Origin of the sequence: Acetivibrio ethanolgignens (assembly GCF_001461035.1) — a bacterium.
GTDB classification, from domain to species: domain Bacteria; phylum Bacillota; class Clostridia; order Lachnospirales; family Lachnospiraceae; genus Velocimicrobium; species Velocimicrobium ethanolgignens.
In genome coordinates this window covers 1-1,785 of sequence record NZ_LNAM01000078.1, presented here as the reverse complement: position 1 = coordinate 1,785, position 1,785 = coordinate 1, and the positions used below count along the sequence as shown (strand labels likewise).

Sequence of the window (1,785 nt, the reverse complement as noted above, 5' to 3'; positions counted from 1 at the left end):
CTGCCAGATATTGAATTTTCAAGGTGCATAGCGAAAATTTATGTGCGAAGTTTGAGTTACTTATAAAAAATACTCTTATCCAATAATTATTTCATTAAAACAAATTATAATGATTACAATGTTTTTTATGACGGTGATATTTTCTTATTTATATGTGTTTCTATTATATTCATAGCCTCTTCTGGTGTTATATGAGCCGTTTTTAGAAGTTGACCGATACATTCCATATCCCTTCTGTTTTTATCCTCGTACAAGGTTTCTAGTTCGTTTGTTTCATTTTTTATTCTTCGTTTCAATGAAGAAATTAATTCTTCCTTTTCTCTTATTTTATCCTCAATAGATTTTCTTTGACCTCTTGCCATAATGTCCTCCTGATACTTTATGATTATATATATTATAAGTATATGGACAAGATGGAAAATTTATACATAATATAAGCATATAAAGTGTTAACATATCATCCACAGGCTTCGTATGTTTTACCAAGTAACTTCATCGAAACTTTACCGCATTCTGGACAAAGACAAATGGCAGAATACTTGCCATTATAGTGATATCACAAAAAACAGGTGGCGGGTTTCTCACGTTTTTCCATTCATCACTTTTTTCTAGAATTTACCTTTAATGAATCTTCTGCTATTTGATTGAATTGAAAAGGTCTGGCATTTGGCTCTTTTATCCTGCTAACCCTCATATGATTTTCTATTAATGCAGAGTAATCCTTTTTCATTCGTTGAAAAACTTTTTTATAGTTGTCATATGCCATTTTAGCGGATATGTATAAATTTACAAGCCATTCTATGTCATGATATTCCCACACAGAAACATACACCTCGTCATCTGAAAATATTTTTTCAAATAACTTTTTGCTAGTATTTTGCTCATTCACCATAAAGTTTTCTTGGCTAGCAAATAATGATTGTGGAATATGATGCCCCCAGTTTCTTTGTTCTCTCATGTTGTCCAACATTTCAATCATAGCTTTATCCAATGGTTCAAGATTAAATTCTTTGTTCCCTTGTGAAAACTTTTTGTCCATTATCTTCCTGAACTGTCTGTACGAAACTGCATTTTTTGTTTCGTCTCCAAGTATATTGCAAAGAAACATAGTCAAGCATTCTATTCTTTCCGCATATGCCTGATAAATAGTAGTTTCTATCTTGTCTTTATTGTTGTATTTATTTAATAATTTTTCCGTATCACAAATTGCATTTTTTAATCGCATCATTCTCTTGTCTACCAATACAATCATTTGATTTAGAAAAACAATAGCATCCTTTTTATTATTAATGGGACGCATTTTCATCTCTTTGTAATCCATTTTTATCGAACTCTCCTTTCACCGCAATTATACGATAAAAGGAGAGTAATTGAAAGCCTTTATTGTTGTTTTGGAAAAATCCTTTGTGCATTATGACGGAAATTCTTAGAAATCAGGCTCTACATCCCCAAGAAGTGCCGCTTGTGGTCCATAATCTGCGGCTATCTGCTCCGCTGTCCTGTGCTACTCCTGGTTTACTATCGGTACTGGAGCGGTCTCAACCATGCCATACGCTGCCTTAGCAACGAATATTTTATTTGCATCAGTTCCACGTGAATTTTGAAGCGAATTATCTAAGAAATTTTTTATATATTCTTCCATTTTTTGACCGTTTCGGCGTGCGATGTACTGGGCTCTACTCGGCATTGCTCGCCCCTGTGGTTCAACTGCCACGCTGCGAAGTCTTTTACCTGAATCCGTGAAGTTCACCCTTTTTTACAACCAACTCCTAAAATGGAACTGAT

2 protein-coding genes are annotated in these 1,785 nt (G+C 33.8%); both read right to left on the bottom strand.

Translation table 11 applies throughout. The features are described 5' to 3' along the window. Window positions 1–125: 125 nt before the first annotated feature. Complete coding sequence (locus tag ASU35_RS04590) at window positions 126–362, bottom strand: hypothetical protein (protein ID WP_058351882.1); 237 nt, start codon at window positions 360–362, stop codon at window positions 126–128. A gap of 236 nt (window positions 363–598) precedes the next feature. Continuing rightward, a complete protein-coding gene (locus tag ASU35_RS04585; RefSeq protein ID WP_058351881.1) occupies window positions 599–1,321 on the bottom strand; it encodes a hypothetical protein in 723 nt (240 codons plus the stop codon). Between the last annotated feature and the right edge of the window lie 464 nt (window positions 1,322–1,785).